This is a genomic window from Thalassotalea ganghwensis (assembly GCF_053485795.1).
This window is the reverse complement of sequence record NZ_JBQRUM010000017.1, coordinates 38,037-59,711: the sequence shown is the minus strand read 5'-3', so window position 1 is coordinate 59,711 and position 21,675 is coordinate 38,037. Positions and strand designations below refer to the sequence as shown.

Below are 21,675 nucleotides of genomic sequence, written 5' to 3'. Positions count from 1 at the left end.
TTTGGCGTGTTACTAGGCCAAAAATGTACAACTAATCGCAATATTCACATTACTTATCCCGTCAGGCTTGACATCACGATTGGTTTCTCCAATATAGGCGATGTTAAAAATTCTTATAATAATGACAAGAGAACCAACATGAAAAAATCATTAATCGCATTGTCCATTAGCGCTGTATTACTCAGCGCATGTGGCGGACAATCAAACACAACAGCTCAAGTTGCCGAAAAATCAGAAGTAACTTCTCCCGCAACTGCCTCAACGGGTAAAGCTGAATTAGGCTCATTTGGTGTAGACTTAAGTGCCCGTAACCTTGATGTTAAACCAGGTGATGACTTTTTTATGCATGCCAGCGGTACTTGGTATGATAACTTTGAAATGCCATCAGACAAAACACGTTACGGCGCTTTTACTGCACTAGCAGAGCGTAGTGAAAAGCAAGTAAAAGAAATTATTGATGATGTAACCTCTCGCAAAGACTTAAATGCTGAAGAGCAGATGGTTGCAGACTTCTACAACAGCTATATGGATGTAGAAACTATCAATAAACTGGGTATCACACCGATTAAACCAACGCTGGAAAAAATTGCACAAGTAAAGTCAGTAGATGATTTAACTGTGCTTTTTGGTCAGTCATGGCTAAACGGCGTTGCCAGCCCGTTAACGGGTGGTATGTGGTTTAATCGCCTAGACCCTGATAAATATGAATTTTCTCTTGGTGCTAGCGGCTTAGGCTTACCGGATCGTTCTTACTATTTAGAAGAAAGCGAGCGTTTCTCAAAAACTCGTGCAGCTTATGTAGCACATATCGCCGAAATGCTTGCATTTGCAGGTGTTGAAGACACACAAGCAAAAGCAGAGGCAATTTTAGCATTAGAAACCAAAATTGCTGAAGGGCACTGGCCACGAGAAAAACGTCGTGATCGTGATCTAACGTTAAACCAAATCAAACGTGATCAACTTGCGCAAGAATACCCTGGATTTAACTGGTCGTTATTCTTTGAACAAACACAATATCAAGTGCCGCAATTAAACGTTTCTCAACCAGAGCCAGTAAAAGCAATGATTGAGTTGATCAATAACGAAGATTTAAGCATTTGGAAAGATTACTTAACTTATCACGCTATTTCTAACAACGCTTCGTTATTGTCCGAAGACATTTTTAACGCCAACTTCAAATTCCATAATACCGAATTAAGCGGTCAAAAAGAGCCTCGTCCACGTTGGAAGCGTGCGATTAGCCAAATGTCAGGTACCGAGTCATTAGGTTTTGCTATTGGTAAAATCTACGTAGACAAGTACTTCCCAGAATCTTCTAAAAAGCAGATGGCTGAACTCGTTGAAAACTTACGTAAAGCCCTAGGGGAGCGTATTGATAATCTAGATTGGATGAGCGCCGATACTAAAGTCAATGCACGTGCTAAGCTAGCATCATTTAATCCAAAAATCGGTTACCCTGATGTATGGCAATCATTTGACGGTTTGAGTATTTCAGCTAATGACTTGATGGGTAATATTCAAAATATTCGTCAATTCTTCAGAGCAGAAGAAGCATCAAAAGAGCTTGAAAAAACCGACCGTAACCGTTGGGGCATGACACCACAGCGTGTTAATGCTTACTATAATAGCTCATTCAATGAAATTGTTTTCCCAGCTGCAATATTGCAACCACCATTCTTTGATCCAAATGCAGATCCAGCAGTAAATTATGGTGGCATTGGCGCCGTTATCGGTCACGAAATGGGTCACGGTTTTGATGATCAAGGCTCAAAATCTGATGCCAATGGTATTCAACGGAACTGGTGGACTGACGAAGATCGCGCCGCATTTGAAGCTAAAGCCGACAAACTTGCTGAGCAATACAGCAAGTACGAACCAATCCCTGACAATTTCGTTAATGGTCGAAACAGCTTAGGTGAAAACATTGGTGACGTTGGTGGTATTGCCATGGCATATCATGCATACAAATTAAGCTTAAACGGCAAAGAAGCACCGATCATTGATGGTTTAACTGGCGATCAACGTTTCTTCTTAGCATGGGCGCAAGTATGGAAAGAAAAGCGTACCGAGCAAAGTATGCTAAACCAATTACGCGCAGGTACACACGCTCCGGGTCGTTTCAGAGCATTAGCGCCTCGTAACCACGATGCATGGTATAAAGCGTTTGATGTTAAAGAAGGCGATGCGCTTTACTTAGCACCAGAAGAACGTATTCGTATCTGGTAATTTCAGATAATGACCTAATAAAAAACCGGTGCTTGCACCGGTTTTTTTCCTGTGGGGTTTTGCTAAACATTAGCGCTATTCTGGTTCATAATCCAAATTGGCAGACAACCAACGTTCAGCTTGTTCAATGGTAAAACCTTTTCTTGCCGCGTAATCTAACACCTGATCTTTACCCAATTTAGCTACCGCAAAATATTTACTTTCTGGGTGAGCAAAATACCAGCCGCTAACCGCCGCTCCAGGCCACATCGCATAACTTGAAGTCAATTCCATACCGATGTTTTCTTCAACGTTGAGTAATTTCCATAACAGTCCTTTTTCCGTATGTTCAGGGCACGCTGGATAGCCTGGTGCCGGGCGAATACCTTGATATTGCTCACGAATTAATCCATCGTTATCCAGTTGTTCATCTGGTGCATAGCCCCAATATTCTTTTCGAATTTGCTCATGAAGATACTCTGCGCTTGCTTCAGCTAATCTATCAGCAACTGCTTTAACCAGAATACTGTTATAGTCATCATGCTCGGCATCGTATTGCTTGACTAAGTCTTCGGCACCAAAACCTGCAGACACAGCAAAGGCACCGACATAATCGTTGATACCAGAGCTTTGCTCAGCAACAAAGTCAGCTAAACAACGGTTATATTGCCCTTGTGGCTTCTTACTTTGTTGGCGCAAATGGTGAACTCGCATTAATTGCTGTTCTCGTTGCTCATCTTCAAAAATAATAATGTCGTCTTGAACGCGCGTAGCTGGAAATAAACCAAATACAGCTTTAGCGGTTAAGTTATTATTGGCAATAATGTCATCAAGCATTGCATTGGCATCATTAAACAAACGCGTTGCTTCTTCACCGACAACCTCATGCTTTAAAATCAACGGATATTTACCTGATAGCTGCCATGTCATAAAAAATGGCGTCCAATCAATATAATTTCGCACGACATTTAAATCGAGCTTTTCAAGCACGGTAACACCGAGTTTATTAGGTTTAACTGGCTGATAATTGTCAAAACTAATGGGGGTGGCATTAGCTCTAGCCTCATCAAGTGAAATCAAACTTGAACGAGGCCCCTTTTTATAATGCCTTTCGCGCACTCGCTGATACTCTAATTCTTGTCTTTCCATAAACGCGGGTCTGAGCTCATCTGACAGTAAATTACTGACCACTGAAACAGAGCGTGATGCATTAGGTACGTAAACGACAGGATGCTCATACTGTGGAGATACTTTTACCGCGGTATGGGCTTTCGATGTGGTGGCACCGCCAATGAGTAATGGCAAGGTAAAACCTTGACGCTGCATTTCTTTCGCGACATGCACCATTTCATCTAAAGATGGAGTGATCAAACCTGACAAGCCTATAATATCGACCTTCTCTTGTTTTGCAACTCTGAGAATTTCTTCACAGGACACCATGACACCAAGATCAATAATGTCATAGTTATTACACTGTAAAACAACACCAACAATGTTTTTACCGATATCGTGCACATCGCCTTTTACCGTAGCCAATAACACTTTACCATTCGATTTGGCTTCCGTTTTTTCCGCTTCGATATAAGGATTCAAATGAGCAACCGCTTGTTTCATTACCCGAGCAGATTTTACGACTTGGGGTAAAAACATCTCACCAGCACCAAATAAATCACCAACCACATTCATGCCATCCATAAGTGGTCCTTCAATGACATCAAGCGGCCGTGTTGCTTGTAATCGCGCTTCTTCGGTATCCTCAACAATAAATTCATTAATCCCTTTAACCAGCGCATGCTCTAACCGTTTATTGACCGGTAGTTCTCGCCATGCAAGATCCGCTTTATTGTCTCTAACACCGGCCTGTCCCCGATAACGCTCTGCGACATCGAGTAAACGCTCTGTTGCCCCATCATCTGAATTTTGGATCACGTCTTCTACAGCAAGACGCAGATCTTCGGGAATATCTGAATAAATCGCTAATTGACCGGCATTGACGATACCCATATCCATGCCATTTTTTATGGCATGATAAAGAAATACTGCATGAATGGCTTCTCGAACCGGATTATTTCCTCGAAATGAAAACGAAACATTTGAGACACCACCAGAAATCATTGCATGGGGTAAATGTTGCTTGATGTCACCGACTGCTTCAATAAAATCAACCGCATAGCGATTATGCTCTTCGATACCTGTTGCGACAGCAAAAATATTCGGATCAAAAATGATGTCTTCTGGTGGAAAATCTAATTCATCAACCAAAATACGGTAAGCGCGTTGACAAATTTCAAACTTGCGCTCGCGAGTATCAGCCTGCCCTTCTTCATCAAAGGCCATAACAATCACGGCAGCACCGTAGCGACGCACTAATTTTGCTTGGTGACGGAAACTCTCTTCCCCTTCTTTGAGGCTGATAGAATTAACAATACCTTTACCTTGAATGCACTGTAAGCCCGCTTCAAGAATATCCCACTTTGACGAATCGAGCATAATAGGCACTTTGGCGATATCAGGCTCACCAGCAATCAGATTCAAAAATTTAATCATTGCCGCTTTAGAATCAAGCATGCCCTCATCCATGTTGATATCGATGATTTGCGCCCCATTTTCAACTTGTTGTAGCGCAACAGCGATAGCCTGATCATAATTTTCTTCAGTGATTAAGCGTTTGAATATTGCTGATCCTGTCACGTTAGTGCGCTCACCAACATTGACAAATAAACTGTTTTTATCAATGGTTAATGCTTCAAGACCTGATAAGCGACAGGCAACTTCTTTCTCACTAATGACTCTTGGTGGTAAGGTTGCAACCGCTTCTGCCATTGCCGCAATATGTTCGGGTGTTGTGCCACAACAGCCACCAATAATATTTAAAAAGCCCGATTGCGCCCATTCTTGGACATGCACCTTCATATTTTGTGCATCTAAATCATATTCACCAAACGCATTCGGTAAACCCGCATTAGGGTGCGCAGAAACCGCAAACTCACAATTTTGGCTTAGCTCTTCAACATATTGTCTTAACTCTTTCGGCCCAAGCGCACAATTTAAACCAAAAGAAATTGGTTTAGCATGACGTAAAGAATTATAAAACGCTTCCGTAGTTTGCCCAGATAAGGTTCTGCCTGACGCGTCGGTGATGGTGCCAGAAATCATAATCGGCAAACAATAGCCAAGCTCTTCAAACACGGTTTCTGCTGCAAATAAAGCCGCTTTAGCATTTAAGGTATCAAATATCGTTTCCACTAAAATAATATCAGCACCACCTTCAATGAGCGCTTTAGTTGATTCAATATATGCCGCTTTTAACTGTTCAAAAGTAACGTTTCGCTTCGATGGGTCGTTAACATCGGGAGAAATTGAGCAGGTGCGGTTTGTTGGTCCCAAGACACCCGCAACAAAACGCGGCTTATCTGGCGTTTGTTGATTAAATTCATCAACAACAATGCGCGCTAGTGCAGCAGCCTCGCGATTGATCTCTGCACTAATCGCCGCCATGTCATAATCTTCCATGGCAATGGTAGTCGCGTTAAAAGTATTGGTTTCAATAATATCGGCACCCGCTTGCAGGTACTCGCGGTGAATCGCTTTGATCACTTCTGGTTGCGTGAGTACTAATAGGTCATTGTTACCTTTAACCTCACAATGCCAATCAGCAAACCTGTCACCTCGATAGTCTTGCTCTTCAAACTTATAGGCCTGGATCATGGTACCCATCGCGCCATCAAGCAATAATATATTGTCTTTTAATCTTTGCTCTAACAAAGCGTAGGATGGTGATTTTTTCATGTTACTACTCATTTTAACGATCGCTTAACGACAGGGTGGATAGCTTGAATATTATCAGCATCCAACAAATACGGGGTAATTTGATAAACATAGTAATTTAACCAATTGGTAAACAATAAGCTACCATGGCTACGCCATGAACTTAACGGCACACTACTAACATCATTATTATTAAAATAATTTTCAGGTGCTTTAGGGTTTAAACCCGCCTTAACATCACGTTCATACTCTTCTTTTAACGTGAATGTGTCGTACTCGGGATGGCCAGTTAAATAAACTTGCTGCTTATTCTTACTGGCCACGAGGTAAACACCAGCCTCATCTGACTCAGCCAAGACCTCTAATTCATCAACCGATTGGTAGTCTTCTTTACTGATATAGCCATAACGAGAATGTGGTACATTAAAGCGCTCATCAAAGCCTCGAGTTAACTCTTCTTTAGGATTTAACGTGCGATGGCTGTAGACGCCTGATAACTTTTGCTCTCTCAGCGTTCTTTTTAAACCATAGTGATGATAAAGCGCTGCATGAGCAGCCCAACAAGAAAACATCGTCGAAGTAACATTTTTCTCGGCCCAATCAAAGATTTCACAGATTTTATCCCAAAAGGTGACTTGCTGATAATCAAGTAATGCTAGTGGCGCACCAGTGATAATTAGGCCGTCATAGGGCTTGTGCTTAATATCATCAAATAAATGATAAAACGTATCTAAATGCTCTTTAGGCGTATTTTTTGATTCATTCGTAGTAATACGAACAAAATCGATATTAATTTGCAACGGAGTGTTTGCCAACATCCGAAGAATTTGCACTTCAGTTTCTATTTTGTTCGGCATTAGGTTGAGGATCGCCACTTCCATTGGACGGATATCTTGATTAATCGCACGGTGCTCTGACATGACGAATATATTTTCATTATCAAGCACTTGCAACGCTGGCAATTGATCAGGAATTTTAATGGGCATTCTCAACCTCCTGTAGTTTTACTTTAGTATAACGAAACGTGATTTATCGCTATTAAAAATTAGGAAGGTTAATGTGCCTTGGATTGCTAGATATGTCAACATCTAAACGTATAGACGTCCAAATGATTTGGTTATGAGTTAGTCCAATTTGGGTTTATGTAAAACGTCATTTAAAATGAGAATACCGTCAAGCGCGAGAATGATACAGTGCAAGGGCTACAAGCCCGTTTTTGATTAATGATTTTGTAAAACGCAAAAACTAGCAAGTAATATTTTTCGAATTTTATCTGATAATTTACTGATTGCTAATCGCTTCAATGAAGAAGTGGTACTAATTCAGAAGAAAGGTTCAAACAAACATATTGAAACCTCAGCGATACAGGTGTACACAATAGTAATGTCAGCCTTAGCTGGAGGTAAATCAATCGAATATTTCTGCCTGATAATATTGAATCTCCATTAGCCTTGGGTATTCAAATGTCAAATGAAAACCACACTTATAAGAGGAGTTGGGGAAATCATTATACAGGAAAAATTTTGAGTCGTTTTGAACTCAGCGAAACCTCGATAGCTACAAAATCAGGAACTTCAAGTATAAATTCCACACTGATGATTTTATCGGTTTACCAATAAAAGTACTCTTGTTATTTATTAGTTTGCTGGCCTGTACTTATGGCTTAAATGTATGCCTACTATCAACAACACAAAAGTAAAAAAGTCCAAATATAACTATTCAGACTTTATTTTATTCGAAGGGGGATGCGAAAAATCACATTAAACTGCCCAGATGAATATTCGATAATATATGTAAAGTTTATACATATAAAAAATCAGGTTTTTGGTGCATTAAAAAATTTTGATGTGAAATATTCCATGCATACGCACCAGCGTGGTTAAAGACAACATAATCGCCGACACTAATGCTATCAATCCATTGCCCTTTCGCTAAAACATCTTTTGGCGTACATAGCTGACCAACTATAGTTACTTCACAATCTTTTAACGATGGTGAATTAGCTAGCCTTTTATTCGTTTTAAATAGTGTAAAAGGATGGCTATGACCTTGAGCTGCGGGTGTTCTAAAGTGATGTGTCCCTCCTTTGGCAATAACAAAGTTCTCACCATGATTTTTTTTTATGTCTAATACTTCCATACAATAATATCCGCACGCAGCACTAATATAACGACCACACTCAAACCTAACTTTTAAACTATTCACTCCTTTTTCATTGATCAGTTTTTTCAACTCGTGACAAAACCTTGGCCAATCGAAAACATCATTAACATCGGTATAGTTGACCCCAATCCCCCCTCCAACGTTTAGGTGATTTAATGCTAAATGGTATTTTTTTTGCCAACGTTGGAAGGTATCAAAATATAATGCCATTAATTTTAGATGATTATTAAGGCATAGCTGATGAGACATTAAATGAAAATGAAATCCTTCTAATTTTACATTTGGGCATTGTTGTATTATTGTTAATGCTTTATCCAATTGGCTTTCATCAAGACCAAAAGGTGTCGCTTTTCCTCCCATGGTTAACTTAGTTGTTTCAATACCACCTAACGCAATATTCATACGCAACAAAATACAAACGCGGACATTCAGTTCTTCAGCAATATTTTGTAAACGTTGAAGTTCATATAAACTTTCTACATGTATAAATTCTACGCCATCATTAATAGCTTGTCGTAATTCACTGTCGAGCTTACCCGGCCCCCCAAAAATCAAAGTTTCATCAGGTAACTGCTCACATAGCCATGATAACTCACCACCTGATGCTGCCTCAAAACCATGCACTATAGATTTCAGTGTTGCTAGTATCGGTGCCTCTGCATTAGCTTTAGCCGCATAAAATAATTGGCAATTCTCAGGTAAAGCGTCAACCATAGCCTGCGCGTGTTGTGCTAATGCGTTAAGATCATAAATATAAGCACATAGTGGCTCATTGGTTTGCCGACTTAATTGCTTTAATGCATGTTCAATGGATGGTGATGTTAATGACCACTGTCGGGTCACTTGTTTATTGGCTATCGAAGTCGCTAACATAATGACTCTCCCATAGGATTCGTTAGGTATACATAATCAGCCTCTTTATCTGCACGTTTTAACAAGCGAGTCATAAAATTACATTTACAAGGAATATTTTCACCTGCTAGCAGAGCGTCCAACTCTATTTCACGACCGAATGCTTGCTGATACTTAATAATGGCATGACGCACTTGTCGCCACATTTTTTGCTCTTGTATCTTGCTATCGCCACTCAAGTGGTAAATAGCTTCACTAATATTATTGATCAAGGTGCAATAGGCTATTCGTCGCCACCCCTGAGCTCGATCGTAATGAATGGATTGCTTAGCCCGCTCGCTTAAACTATCAATAGCTTGTTGCGGCCATAAATCTTCGATTAGTTTTGTGCCCTCTAAATCTCTCAAGTAAATACGGGTTGGCAAATGATCAGTAAATCCGATAACAGTATTTTGCAAATGAGGTTCAAAGATAATACCTAACTTAAAGAAGTAATATAAAACCGGTGTTAATAAACTCGTTAAATAGTTTTCAAACCATAATAAGGCTGCATTATTAAATGTTAAATGGTGTGCTAAAGCTAATGATTTAACATATGGGATCACTGCACTTGCGAAGTCTTCATCATCTGAAAATAAAGCGCCCGCTACCCTTGGTTGGTAATTATCTAACTCCGCTTGATCAAAACTAGTACGAAACAATAAACCAAATGCTTCACTTAATTGTTGAACATCATCTTCAGTATGTTCAAACGATTTTTTATTGACTAAGGAACGTAAATCAAGCGTAACGGAGCTCGGTTCTCTCATTATAATAAAGTGGGTGAATGGAATTCCCTGTTTTTGATGTACCTGTTCAATTACGTTAGTGAGAAATATTGCACTTTCCAATTCATACCAAGCATTTTTACGGATACAATTAGTTAAGCGAACATGGAGAGAAAATTTTAAGAAAAAATTAAACTCACTATTATATAAAGTACGCACTGAAGATGTTGGGTACCATTCACTACCATGTTTACCTAGGTCGACAATCAACTTTTGCTCTATCGCTTGTATAAATAACGCACTATTTTTAAACTTTTCAAATTGATAAGGATGACAAGGTAATAGGCGGTAATCTTTAGGTAGTTCAATGTTAAGCAGCTGCTGTAACTCGCTAATACCATTTATTTCTTCACTATTATTCGCTTTTAGTAGTGATTCTTTAACGGCTAAAAAGTTTAGCTGAAAACAAGCACCTACTTCAGGCGAAATTTTCATTAGCGCCGCCTGAGAAATACCTTCTCGGCTTTTTGGTGTTGGATGCCAAGCATGTCCCCAAATTAACGCTTGCTCTGAGTGAATAAAACCGTCTTTACTTAATTTTTTCTGTGCTTCATTAACAGAGTCTATTTGCATCTTATATGATAAAAATTGCTGACTATTAAATAAGCTATTTTGAATTTGCCGGTACAGTTCATTATTTAATGGTTGATTTAAAACAACAGCTAAATGTTTTAATAATTGCAATGTTAAGCTTTTATGGTCTAACTTATGCCAACCACTGCCAAGCTTTTTAAGGTATGGGGCGCTGGTATATCGGCATTGTCCCAAACTTTTTAAGTCTTTTACCCGAACAATAAGGCGACTTTGACTTTCAGGCAGTAACACTAACAAAAACTGGTCATTACCTTTATTAAAAGAAACTTTAAGCGCATCAGGCCAGTCCTGACGACCAAATGTTGGATTAATAAAAACTTGTTGTTTCGGCGCAGCATATTCTCGACAATAACAATTCAAAAGGTCAGTGATACTGCGCAACTCAGCTTTCTTATCGTGTAAGGAACGGTTAAATTTTAATGAGTATAATTGTTTAGCTGACATATTGTTTAGTCTCTGGTTGTTTTACTTGGGGTAGAATTAACAGCATTAATGCGGCGGTGCTGGTTAAAGCACTAATAAGAAATGGACTGTGTACATTAAAATTTTGAATCGCTAGGCCTGAGCATAAGCCAGCAATCACTCCTGCCCATTTACTGACACTATCAAACCGTCCAAACATTAAGCCTGTTTTTTCTGTTTTTAAAACGGCAATCCCTTGATGTAAACCAATAAACGTTAAACAAATACCTACGCCCATCAACAAACGCCACATGAAAATATAATTATCATTTACCGCTTGATACTGACAAAGGACAGAAGCCAATAATGCACCTAAGCCTAACGTACACATATGAGTTGCCGAACATTGTTTTTGCCAATTGCTATTCACGGCAATAACAACTAAATACACTAAATGAGGCAAACTAAAATACCAGCCAATAAGGGTATTATTGGTTGCTCCTAAGCCTTGCATATAAGGATAAAAATATGGAAATGACACAACAACAGAAAAACTAAATAAAAATTTAATCAATAAAATACGATTAAAACTCAGTAGAAAGCCTTGTCCTTTATGCGCTCTATTAGTCTTTTTTAATGCCTTATCATATTGTTTTTCTTTCACGGGTAGTCGACTTATCGCTATCGCCGCACAACAAGGTAAAACAGCTAAATAACAATATAGAGTGACCGGTTTATCGATACTAATAAAAACGCCTAATAATATCGGAGCGACCATCATAGAAAGCCGAGCAGAAAATTGAGTTACATTAAGCGTTTTAGCAAGCTCATTAGGGCGTACTTGGCTAGCCAAGTAAGCATTTGAAGCAGCGAATGTCCCTCCACAAGTACCTTGAATGATCAAACCTAATGAGAAGACCCATAAGTTAGGTGCTATACCCGCAATAATAAAACCAATCATTAAGCCCAGCTGTGCTCGCATTAATGAAAGCCGCTTACCGTATTTATCAGCAAAGCGCCCCCATAAAGGGCTGGAGATTGCGGTACAAATGGTCGGCAAAACATAAAACCAGCCGATATACATTTGTTGTTCACTCGTCAGGAAGTTTTCCATGATTTTAGGAAAAAATAAAGGCATACCTAATATGGTAAATGACGATAAAAAATGACAAAAAAGTACTGTAAGTACTATGGGGTTAAATTTAGTCATTATTTACTTCACTCGCTGCTTGTGGCATTAAAGGATTTATAGCACCTAAGCCATAAAACTTATTAATACTCGCTGCCCCGCTATCTTTTTTGCTCAATAAACTTCCTGCAGAGAGCAAACATTTAACATAATGAAGAGGCGCTTTAATCAAGTGTTTTTCTACATATGCGGTTTCAACATCTTGCGTATTTAGTTGGCTAAGCGCTTGCTGAAATTTTTTCTGCAATAGTTGATAAGTTTCAGTTTCATTCACCAAATTTCGAATCAATAGTTCATGAATAAGGCACGTCATATTGAGTTGAAGAATGATGGTAGTAAACATCTGTAACAAAGGCACGTCATCATCAACAAACATGCGGGCATCAATAAATTGCGCCAACTTGTTTTGTAAACTCGGACATTCTTGCAATAACCGCCTAGGGTATATCCGACCCGAATCATTATCTCTAAAAAGTAATTTTAGCGGTTTATTTTCATGAAAGAGCACTAGACAATTTTGCTGATTAGCTTCAAGCGTAATACCGTAAACTAACCATAATCGTAGGTGTACGTTAAGTAATAAACCAAAATAATCGTCTAATAATTTCGCTAAATCTGATTGATAAAAATGCTTAGCCAGTTGTTCGATCACTAGCGTACCGTCGGGATTTTCGGCCATAAAAGCAGCAACACAAACAGGAGCCGTTGACGATACTTCACCTGGATACTCTCTGATCAACCAAGCAAGATCTGCACGTTGGTCGACATGCCCACCTTGTTGTTCGTGACTGTGTAAATAATGATCCTTTAAGTGTTCATCATGCATAGCAAGGTGTTGTAAGATTTGTTGGAAGACAAAACCATCTGTGATGGTACTGGGTTTTATTGTACGAATATTCTTGCTACCAAGAGTGTGCATCGGTAAAGGCAGTTTTATATGTATGTTAGGCTCTTCCAGCAACAACACTGTTCTTACAGATAGAGTGGGCCTAACCTTCAGATAACTTAATGGAGCAAAGTGAATGTCCGCTTTATGTGACCAATCATTTAGCTTTTTAATGATATATTGGTTAAACATTAAAGGGTGAACAGGTACTAGTTGGTGGCTTTCAGCTAACGATGCATGAAGCCCTACTTGCTCAAAGTTTGGCCATTGCGCCGGTGGCGTTGGTACGCTACTAATATGTAAGGTTTTTGGAACAGCAAGCCAATTTAAAGAAAATTCTGCCATGGCTTCTGGACAATAGGCCTCTACCCCCTTTTCATCCAAACCAAATTTTGCCCTAGCGGTTGGATAAAGTGGATGGTCTAGATGCGCTGCCAATTGTTCAGTAAAAGAAAGCTGCTGCCAACTATCAGTATTATTGAATATTTCTTGATTGAGTTTATCTTGCTGAGTTTCGAAAATTTGTTTCGCGATCGCGCGATGATCAACCGCACAATCACACTCTTTTATATAAATGTCGTAATAACCTTGCTGTTCTTCAGTTAAGTCGCGACTCAGTAACATCAACCAATCTTGATAGCCCTGAGCAATATATAAATGTTCATTCTCAAATACTAACCATGCAGGAACTGATACTTTCCAAGGCTGAATAAACAGACTTTTTTCAAGCGGTAAATAAAGCGTAAAGTCACCTAAATGTGTAATGGATAACCATTGTTCTGGTTTTGCATAAGGCCATGCTATTAAGAGTCTGCTTATAGCATTTCCACTGATAATCTCACCATATTTAAAGATATCTCTAACATTCTCTCTAAGACATGCATCTAAAACCCTGCGTGTAATGTATTGCTGTGCTTCACTGATTATTGTGTTACCAACATCGTTTTTAGTCACTTTTTGCATAGACCGTTTTGGGTTAACTATGGGCTGGTTCATCAGCTGATCTCCCAAACCAAGTTGTTCGTTATTGTTTTTAGTGTTTCATGCAGCGTGGATTCTTTGATCTGACCATATTGTTTCGAATGAGCAATTAAAATGCTTAGTCGGTCACGATCAGAATGACTAAGCTCGATTTTTTCACCTGCGTTTTTCAGGTGCTCTAATTTAATGTAATGTGGCTGATGAAGCTCAAAAGCTTCGGGCTGCTTCATTAGACTGCCGCTTTGCTCAGCAGTGTAATAATGTGCAATAGCTTCACCTTTTATTGAGAGTGTTTCGGGTAGTTCTTCCCCTAAATGTAGTTTCAATACTTGCTTAAACCAGTTAAAACTAGCTAATTTATCAAGTAAAAACTCTTTATTACCGCCAATCGTCCGATAATTTATTTCAATTAAGCGAGGCCCCTGGTCTGTTAGAATAAACTCACTGTGACAACTGCCAAAATTCACACCGAATGCTTTAACTTGCTCAAAAGCTTCAACTCTATGCTCACTCGTCACGTTATCCACCCAATAAGCTTTCCTTTCAACAAAATAAGGTGAAGGAGATATTTCAACATCGAAACCGCCTAAAGCTATAATATTTTTTCCATCTCCTAATGTTTCTAATGTGAAAACATTGCCTTGAATATACTCTTCAATAATGAGTGATTGTTCAGGCATACTTTGCCAAAAATGTCGACAGAACTGTTCTAGTTGTTGCGATGTTTCACATAGCTTGACATTCATGCTAGCGACGCCCTGTTGAGGTTTCACAACACAAGGAAAAGGCGGTGATAGACTTATTAATTCTTCCATGCTATTTAAAGCGCTAAACCAAGTGCTGGCGATGTTTTTCTGCCGTAAATGCTCGCGCATCGCATACTTGTTTTTTGCTCTGTAACAAGTTTGCCAATTTTTTGCTGGTAAATTAAAAAATGAAGCGGTTTGAGCACAAGCAGTTTGCAAATAATCACTATTTGAAAAAATGGCGGCGGCATCAATACCTTGTTGCAATATAGTTTCAATGATTGCTTGTGCATTAAAGACATCGCAAGCGATGATTTCAGTAGGGTAACTAGATAACTGCTCCTCACTAAAGTATGTTTGATGTGCGATCGCTTGATCGGTAAAAATGAACACTGGGTGTCCCATCTCAACAGCAGCGGGCAAAAAACCATCAACTACTGTTTTATTAACGACGTGTGCTAAAATGATAATTGGCTTTTGCCTTTTCATGATCTATATCCTTAAGGTTTAAACTTGTCTTTTTGAACAATTAAAATGGCATGGTTGGTTTTGAAGGTGGTTTAAATTGAGCTAAGTTTTTTTGTAAAGCCCTAAATAAAATCCCACGGTCTTGCCCCGCGACAAAAGCTGTAATACCTTTTGCTCGCCACTTTTCTATTTGCCCATCAACTCGAGGAATCGCACAAAAAGGCAGGTTAAATTTCGAACAACGCAAGGCAATCTCGTCAATAGCGTTTTGCACATCAGCATGTTGAGTATTATGACCATGGCCTAAAGAAACAGATAAATCTAAGGCTCCTTCTAGCACCATATCTATTCCAGGAACATTTAGAATTTCATCTAAATTTGCAAGCCCTTCTTTCGTTTCGATCATCACGACCAACATAACTTCTTCATTAGCTTGTTTAACGTAATCAGTTATTGATAAACGGCCAAACCCAGTATTTTTCCCTCCGGTAATTCCTCTTGTTCCTTGTGGCGGGTAATAGCAAGCATTAGCAGCCAATTCTATTTGTGCTTTACTGCTAACTTGTGGCACAACAATACCTTGCGCCCCTGAATCCAATGCGTGTTTTATAAGGTGAGGACTATCAATTGGTACGCGTACTAGTGGTGTAATACCACTGCATTCTGCTGCACGTATAGCGTGCTCTAATTCACTTGGATCACGTAATAAATGCTCCAAATCTAAAATAACAAAGTCATAATCAGCATAAGCTATCATCTCAATTAGAGTGGGAAGTGGTACAGAGTTAACTAAACCAAATACTTCTTCCCCCGCTTTTAATGCTGATTTAATGACATTTTTTCTTAACATGAATATTCCTTTTCTTTAGATAAAATAAAAGTTACCAATAGCTTTGTTTTTATAACTTATGACATAAACCACTCTAATGCAAATAAAAATCATTCTCATTTACATGAAATATGTTAATATGATGTTTTTAAATAAAGGAGTGGTGATAAAATGAAAAAGACGTTGTTAGTGCTAAGTACTTTAGCGATTGGAATTGGCTCTCATATTCAAGTACAAGCTGATGATATAGAAAGTATTGTTGTTACGGGGAGCCGAATTGTCGAGAGTATTGATGAAGTACCTGCTTCAATTACAGTTATTGATAAGAAAGCCATTCAGCAGCAACTTAAAATATCTTCAGATATACAAAGTCTATTATCAATGCATGTGCCTGGCATTAGCACATCTACAGGTACATCAAGTAATTTTGGTCAAACACTAAGAGGGCGTGCTGCACTTGTAATGATCGATGGCGTACCGCAATCAACCCCTCTAAGGAATGGAGCGTTAGACGTAAAAACGCTAGACCCAAGCGTAATTGAACGTATTGAAGTTATACAAGGTGCAACCTCAATCTACGGCAATGGTGCCGCAGGTGGAATTATTAACTATATAACGAAAAAAACTAATTCATCTGACACCTTTAACTTAGACACCAATATCTCAACACGTTTCAGTACCGTTAAATTAGAAGACTCTTTTGGAGAAAAAATCACCTCTACGGCTAGTGGTGCAGTTGATAATTTAAGTTATGTGATCAGCGTTAGCGTTGAAGAAAATGGAGTTTTACGTGATGCAGAAGGTGATGCTTTAGGTACGCAATATGGGCTGTCAGAAGGTAAAACCGATAATTATTTTACGAAGTTAAACTACCAATTTGATAGTGATAAAAGTGTTGGTTTTACCTATAATTATTATGAATCACAACAAGATACAAACTGGATTGACGTTATCGGTGATATCAATAAAGGCGAAAAAACCTATGCCATCAATGATCCAGAAAACCGTCCCCCTAATGCAGCTCCTCAAGGGCCTCGAGGTAACCATAACTTCCAGCTAAAATATACCGATACTGAAATATTTGCAAACACCCTACTAGACTTTGATGCTTATAAGCAAACAATTGAAAACGTATTTTTTTACTCGACACGCTTAGGTAATGTTGATTTAGGTGTCGAAGGCGGCCAGTCCTTAATCAAATCAAAAAAAGAAGGATTAAGAGCCACCTTTAATACTGGTATTGAATTTAGTAATAATATCGATGCTACGTTCATTTATGGTATAGATGCTCTTAATGACGTGACGTCTCAACCTCTAGTTGATGGTCGCATCTGGGTACCTGAAATGGATATGGATAACCTTGCCGGTTTTTTACAAAGTAAATGGATTTTTAATGACGATATTGTGGTAAAAGCTGGATTACGTAAAGAAGATATTGAGATAAAGGTTAATGACTACAATACATTAAAATTGTGTACTAGCCCAACCGTATGTTCAGTGCCGTTAGCCGTAACAGGTGACACTATTGATTTTAATGCAACGACCTATAATCTAGGCTTAAGATACAATGCTTTTCAAAAATTCACCCCTTACCTCAGTTATTCTGAAGGTGCTGACATTCCCGATTTAGGCTCGCTATTACGCTCTGCTACTGTTAATGATATAGCGCTTATTCACACTGAAGCCGCTATCATTAAAAGTATTGAAGCAGGCTTTGTTACTCAATTCGATAAGTTACGCTTTGAACTTCTAGCGTATAGAAGCAAGTCTGATTTAGGTTCAAAAAGTACGTTAGATAAGAACACCGGTATTTACATTACTAAACGAGCACCGCAGAAAATATGGGGCTATGAAGGTGTTGTGAATTACCCGATATCAGATAACATAGATATACGAGCAACTTATGGTTATGTTGAAGGTAAACATACACTAAGCGATGAATACATTGGTGGCAGACAAGTTAGTGCGCCCAAAGGCACTATTGTTGCAAACTGGCGACCTACGGAAAATTTAAATTTATTATTGAGTTATCTCCATGTCGGTGATCGAAATCGTTTCGAGCGGAACGATGAAGGCAACTATTCAGGTGATGAAGGTGCGGTTAAAGGCTATAACATTGTTAATTTTAGTGGCAGTTATGAATTTGAAAAATGGTCAATTTTTGCTGGCATTGAAAACCTTTTCAATAAAGATTATTTTCCTGCTCGCTCGCAGGCATTAACCTATAGCGCTTTCAATGTAAAAGGTATTGGTACCACCGTGAACCTTGGTATTAAGTTTTCTATTTAGTTTGATTGGCCTTTCCCTTGAAATTAATACCATGACTTTGATGAGATTTCCAATAAACTGGAGACAATGGAAATCTCAAAATGAAAAAAGCGTTACACCGAAGAGCAAATCATTCGAGTGACTAAACAGCCCGAAGTGGGCGCTAAAGTTGATGATATTTGCTGATAAATAGGCATATCTTCAGGCACTTTCTATTGCTGGCGTAGCAAGTATGCTGGCCTAGAAGTCAATGAGGCCAAACGCTTGAAAGAACTTGAACCTGAGCATAACAAACTTAAGCGGTTACTAGCCGACAAAATGCTCGAAGTTGGAGCCATAAAGGACGTGATTTCAAAAAAGTGGTATTAGTTCAGGGGAAGGATCCTCCCTGTAACGCTCCCATACAATCATAATCGCATTAATAGAGTTTTCCCATTACAGTAACCTTAACGAAGAAAACAACATGAAAAAGCAAAGATTCTCTGAAAGCCAAATATTTGCCATGTTAAAAGAAAATGAAACCCACATTAACCGTGGTTGAATTATGCCGTAAACATGGCGTTGGACAAAGCACTTATCATCAGTGAGAATCGACGTACGGGGGCATGAAACAATCTGAACTGACTCGGCTTCGTAAGTTTGAAGAAGAAAACAAAAAGCTCAAAAAGATGTTTGCTGATGTCAGCTTACAAAATATTGCGCTCAAAGGCGTTATCGAAAAAAAAGCTGTAAAGCCATCTCAGCGTAAGCAGTTAGCTCAATATGCATATGGGCGAATCTCAGAATTATTGGCGAAATTGAATAATCTCATTCTCTCATATTTTGACGTAGCTCTTTATACAAGTAAGTTATCAATCTCATAATTAACCTCAGCTCTGTATAAGGAATGCATTTTTAACGTCTATTTATACTAACTTCTGCGTTATATTGTCGTGAATAGCTGGCTATTCCTCCAACAATACGCCTTGAATTAAGTAAAAAGTAGCGTGCTAGAAAGTCATAGCAAATTTAAGCTCTTGATTTAATTTATTTTTTCTTATACAAACCTGAGGTTAATTAACGTCCTTTTACATATATAATCATACAATGAAATTAAGGTAAGCAATCATATACTAAACACCCATTTTAATAATGAGTATTACTTCATCTAACGCTAGTTCATCCTTGGGACCAATTAACTATCAACGCTCAAAAATGTTTTAGTAGTCTGCGATAACCTCTTCGTTTCACCTAATCTCAAATTACGTATTTCAATTATATTGTTAAGTATTTTTCATTTTATAAACGTTTTTATTTCTTCAACAAGAGCATCATAAACTAAATTAATCTCTTTGATAGCCTGGAACTTTGGATTTGTATTTGCCCAAACATCAACCATAAAATAAAGCTGCTTTCCATTCTTTCCAGAGCTCACTACTCCTCGGCATTTAGCATCACCATAAGGAATAAACTCTCCTTGCACTCTAGAGTTTGGTTGTAGTGGGTCTAATGCAGCAATGTTGCACGAAACAGTATATGATGTACTTGTATTAACAGGCTGGTATTTTGTGTCTCGAACTCCCCATATATGGTCTAAAGAAGCTCTTTTTAGCGACTTTTCGGAAGGGTTTTCTGGGTCATCCCAATAGTAACGAGGGTAATACTCTAAAGGATAATTTTTGTGGGGGATCGCTGGTTGATAATGCCATTGCGCTTTACTAAAACGACTCTGAGTTACCTTCCCTTCCGATGCTCCTCTAAAATAGATTTTTACAGGCAAGTAATGCCCTTTTTTATGTATACCTTTTTTTACCCGTTCATCATAGGTATATTCAGGAATAAGCATTCCTTCATACCACAAATAGGAAAGCCCAAAAGACTGAGCATTTTCACAACCACGATTGGCATAACGTGTAACATGAGCAAAAGAAGGGATATGCAAAGACATACCTGTTTTAGGTTCTATTACTTCTACCCTACCATCAACAACCGGTAATCGGTTACATGCTGTTACTGATTGTCGCTGGTTTAGATTGTTATAGTTAAAGGATAGGATTAAACCAACTATCAAAACTACATAAAACCATCCGTTCCTAAATACATCCATTTACATCGTTTTCCTATCAGGAAACTTATACTTCCTATGAGCGATTTTAATTATGAAATCACAATTCAAATGCTATTTGCAATAAAAAAGCCGCGAAATAAATCGCGGCTTTCTAAAGATTAGAACAGAAACTAAATTTATTCAGCTACAGCTTCTTCTGCATCAACTTTGGTTTTCGATAAAAATTGTTCACGTAAGCGAGTGTCAATTTCTTTCGCAATTTCTGGATGCTCTTTTAAGAAATTAACCGCATTGGCTTTACCTTGACCGATCTTGTCGCCATTGTAGCTATACCAAGCACCGGCTTTTTCTACCATTTTGTTTTGAACACCCAAGTCAATTAATTCACCTAAGCTATTAATACCTTCGCCGTATAATATTTGGAATTCAACTTGTTTAAACGGTGGCGCGACTTTGTTTTTAACCACTTTTACTCGCGTTTCGTTACCAACAATCTCTTCACCTTGCTTAACAGCACCAATACGACGAATATCTAAACGAACCGACGCATAAAACTTTAGGGCATTACCACCGGTTGTTGTTTCTGGGTTACCAAACATTACACCAATCTTCATTCGAATTTGGTTGATAAAAATCATCATAGTGTTTGATTGTTTGAGGTTACCAGTTAATTTACGCATTGCTTGCGATAACATACGCGCTTGCAAGCCCATATGAGAATCACCCATGTCCCCTTCAATTTCGGCTTTTGGTGTTAATGCTGCGACCGAGTCTACAACAATCACATCAACAGCGCCTGAGCGAGTTAACATGTCACAAATCTCTAAGGCTTGCTCACCGGTGTCTGGTTGAGAAACCAATAATTCGTTAATATTTACGCCTAATTTTTCAGCATAAATAGGGTCAAGAGCATGCTCTGCATCAACGAAGGCACATACCTTACCGTTACGTTGCGCTTCAGCAATGACTTCAAGTGTTAATGTTGTTTTACCACTTGATTCTGGTCCATATATCTCGACAATACGTCCCATTGGTAAGCCGCCAGCACCTAGAGCGATATCTAAGCCTAAAGAGCCTGTTGAAATGGTTTCCACATCCATGCTACGGTTTTCACCTAGCTTCATAATTGAGCCTTTACCAAATTGACGTTCAATCTGGCTTAGCGCAGCAGAGAGTGCTTTTTCTTTATTTTCGTCCATTTCTTGCCTCGTTATTCGTGAACTGAATCTAAACTAATGTGTGAAGTATACTGTATGGTCGTACAGTATCAAGTATTTTATTTGTTAATCACTATAATTTTCGACTAATCGAGAGCTATCACTTTGTAATTATTAGTGAATAATTTTCAATTTCTGTTTGAGTTAACTGAGTCAAGCCGTATAAAAAGTGAACGATATCAGTCAATAACAGATACATAGCGTATGAATTTTTATACTCAGACGTCACCGTT

Annotated in this window: 13 protein-coding genes and 1 pseudogene; 4 read left to right on the top strand and 10 right to left on the bottom strand. The window is 38.6% G+C overall.

Annotation, left to right across the window (positions count from 1 at the left end; genetic code table 11):
• The first annotated feature begins 138 nt into the window (after nt 1–138).
• A complete protein-coding gene (locus tag ACSLUH_RS15670) occupies nt 139–2,226 on the top strand; it encodes a M13 family metallopeptidase (RefSeq protein WP_448568684.1) in 2,088 nt (695 codons plus the stop codon).
• A 75-nt stretch (nt 2,227–2,301) separates the two neighbouring features.
• Here ACSLUH_RS15670 and metH read toward each other — a convergent pair whose 3' ends face one another.
• The 8 genes from metH to ACSLUH_RS15630 form a co-directional block, all read right to left on the bottom strand.
• On the bottom strand, nt 2,302–5,994 hold the full coding sequence (metH, locus tag ACSLUH_RS15665; RefSeq protein WP_448568682.1) for a methionine synthase: 3,693 nt from the start codon (nt 5,992–5,994) through the stop codon (nt 2,302–2,304).
• Between the two features lie 8 nt (nt 5,995–6,002).
• Nucleotides 6,003–6,959: a homoserine O-succinyltransferase MetA gene (gene metA, locus ACSLUH_RS15660; RefSeq protein WP_448568680.1), complete on the bottom strand. Its 957-nt coding sequence runs from the start codon at nt 6,957–6,959 to the stop codon at nt 6,003–6,005.
• A gap of 814 nt (nt 6,960–7,773) precedes the next feature.
• The gene (locus ACSLUH_RS15655) at nt 7,774–9,009 is read right to left on the bottom strand and encodes a type III PLP-dependent enzyme (RefSeq protein ID WP_448568678.1); all 1,236 of its coding nucleotides are present in this window, start codon (nt 9,007–9,009) and stop codon (nt 7,774–7,776) included.
• Complete coding sequence (locus ACSLUH_RS15650; RefSeq protein ID WP_448568676.1) at nt 9,003–10,853, bottom strand: IucA/IucC family protein; 1,851 nt, start codon at nt 10,851–10,853, stop codon at nt 9,003–9,005. The genes ACSLUH_RS15655 and ACSLUH_RS15650 overlap by 7 nt, the downstream gene beginning before the upstream one ends.
• A complete protein-coding gene (locus ACSLUH_RS15645) occupies nt 10,843–12,021 on the bottom strand; it encodes an MFS transporter (protein ID WP_448568674.1) in 1,179 nt (392 codons plus the stop codon). The genes ACSLUH_RS15650 and ACSLUH_RS15645 overlap by 11 nt, the downstream gene beginning before the upstream one ends.
• Entirely contained in the window at nt 12,014–13,882 is a 1,869-nt protein-coding gene (locus ACSLUH_RS15640; protein WP_448568672.1) for an IucA/IucC family protein, read from the bottom strand. The genes ACSLUH_RS15645 and ACSLUH_RS15640 overlap by 8 nt, the downstream gene beginning before the upstream one ends.
• The gene (locus ACSLUH_RS15635; protein WP_448568670.1) at nt 13,882–15,102 is read right to left on the bottom strand and encodes an ATP-grasp domain-containing protein; all 1,221 of its coding nucleotides are present in this window, start codon (nt 15,100–15,102) and stop codon (nt 13,882–13,884) included. Before ACSLUH_RS15635 ends, ACSLUH_RS15640 begins: the two co-directional genes overlap by 1 nt.
• A gap of 40 nt (nt 15,103–15,142) precedes the next feature.
• Nucleotides 15,143–15,931 carry an HpcH/HpaI aldolase family protein gene (locus tag ACSLUH_RS15630; RefSeq protein WP_448568668.1) on the bottom strand — a complete coding sequence of 263 codons (789 nt, stop codon included), beginning with the start codon at nt 15,929–15,931 and terminating at the stop codon, nt 15,143–15,145.
• 150 nt (nt 15,932–16,081) lie between these two features.
• Here ACSLUH_RS15630 and ACSLUH_RS15625 point away from each other — a divergent pair, with 150 nt between their 5' ends.
• The 3 genes and pseudogenes from ACSLUH_RS15625 (at nt 16,082) to ACSLUH_RS15615 (ending at nt 19,041) form a co-directional block, all read left to right on the top strand.
• Nucleotides 16,082–18,199 carry a TonB-dependent receptor gene (locus tag ACSLUH_RS15625; protein ID WP_448568666.1) on the top strand — a complete coding sequence of 706 codons (2,118 nt, stop codon included), beginning with the start codon at nt 16,082–16,084 and terminating at the stop codon, nt 18,197–18,199.
• Between the two features lie 108 nt (nt 18,200–18,307).
• A pseudogene (locus tag ACSLUH_RS15620) lies at nt 18,308–18,538 on the top strand (transposase); the annotation flags it as partial.
• A 245-nt stretch (nt 18,539–18,783) separates the two neighbouring features.
• Nucleotides 18,784–19,041, top strand: coding sequence for a hypothetical protein (locus tag ACSLUH_RS15615; protein WP_448568664.1), 258 nt, complete (start codon nt 18,784–18,786; stop codon nt 19,039–19,041).
• Nucleotides 19,042–19,451: 410 nt separating this feature from the next.
• On the opposite strand, the gene ACSLUH_RS15610 is transcribed toward ACSLUH_RS15615, so the two are convergent.
• On the bottom strand, nt 19,452–20,264 hold the full coding sequence (locus ACSLUH_RS15610; protein ID WP_448568662.1) for a hypothetical protein: 813 nt from the start codon (nt 20,262–20,264) through the stop codon (nt 19,452–19,454).
• 137 nt (nt 20,265–20,401) lie between these two features.
• On the bottom strand, nt 20,402–21,424 hold the full coding sequence (gene recA / locus ACSLUH_RS15605) for a recombinase RecA (protein WP_448568660.1): 1,023 nt from the start codon (nt 21,422–21,424) through the stop codon (nt 20,402–20,404).
• Nucleotides 21,425–21,675 lie beyond the last annotated feature (251 nt).